The 1,062-nt window shown below is 67.0% G+C and carries 1 protein-coding gene; it reads right to left on the bottom strand.

Going from position 1 to position 1,062, the window contains the following annotated elements; all coding sequences use genetic code 11:
* A partial coding sequence (locus DBR20_RS21190) for a LamG domain-containing protein (RefSeq protein ID WP_258223461.1) occupies positions 1 to 1,062 on the bottom strand: 1,062 nt, incomplete at both ends.

The following is a 1,062-nucleotide window of genomic DNA, read 5'->3' as shown; positions in this document are numbered from 1 at the left end:
TGTCGGCGCTGCGACGTCGCGAGCCTGCGCCCTTCGGCAGCGCCATCACCGTGCTGCGTTCGGCCAGCGGGTAGCGGCCCTCGATGTAACGGCGCAGGGTGTCCAGGTTGGTGTAATCGGGCAGCGCCTGGCTGTCGATGACATAGGTCTGTTTGACCGTGCCATCGGGCTCGGCACCTTCGCTCACGTCATACGCCCAGATTTCCTGGATCGGCGTTTCCTGTTCAACGTTGCCGAAACGCAGCACGCCCCCGGTCTGCGCCGGAATGTCGTCGACGCTGCGCGCCACGCCTTGGGGACGCGTTGCCAGCACCTGCGTGGCGTGCGCCGCATTGCGGCCATGGGCCAGCGTGCCGAACGCCGCGCCACGGATCTCCACGCGGTTGACGGTCTCGCCGGCCGGCACGGTCAGGTCCAGGTGCTGGCCGCTTTCCACATAGGTGTTCCAGTCCGGCAACTGGAAGTAGTCGTTGCGGCCTGGCAGCCGCGAGCGGTTGTAGACCCCCGGCCAGGTGGTTTCGGCGATGCCGTCGGTGGCCTTCCACATCCATGCCTTCATATCGCGGGTATCGGCAAATTCGATCTTGCGGATACGCGTGCTGGCTGCGGTCAATGCCGGTGGCGGTGCGCCGTCCCAGCCGAAGCGATGGCGCCAGGCGCGGTCATCGCTGGCGCTGGCAACGGCGCTGGTGACGGCCTTGCCACGCGCGAGCGCACTGACCGCCGCAGCATCAAGCATGCGGTCATACACGCGGATGTGCTGGAAATCGCTGCCGCGGAGGAAGTTGTAGCGGCTCTGCACCTGGTAGGGCGCCATCACCCGTCCGGCCAGGCCAAGCTGGTCCAGCGCTGCATCGTAGTCACCGCTGGCCTGCACACGCGCCACCTCGCGGCCATCGACGAACAGGCGCACGCCCTGGTCTTCATCCCAGGCGAAGGCCAGGTGCAACCATTGGTCCGCGCGTGGCGGCGTGTCCATGCGGAACGACACACGCGTGCGGGCGAGGTTGGAATCGGTGACGAACGCATCGAAACCGTGCCCGTTCCAGTCGATGCGCAGCC

The organism is Stenotrophomonas sp. HMWF023 (assembly GCF_003060985.1).
In the GTDB taxonomy this organism is placed as follows: domain Bacteria; phylum Pseudomonadota; class Gammaproteobacteria; order Xanthomonadales; family Xanthomonadaceae; genus Stenotrophomonas; species Stenotrophomonas lactitubi.
The sequence above is the reverse complement of the archived record's forward strand: the minus strand, read 5'-3'. Positions and strand labels throughout refer to the sequence as shown.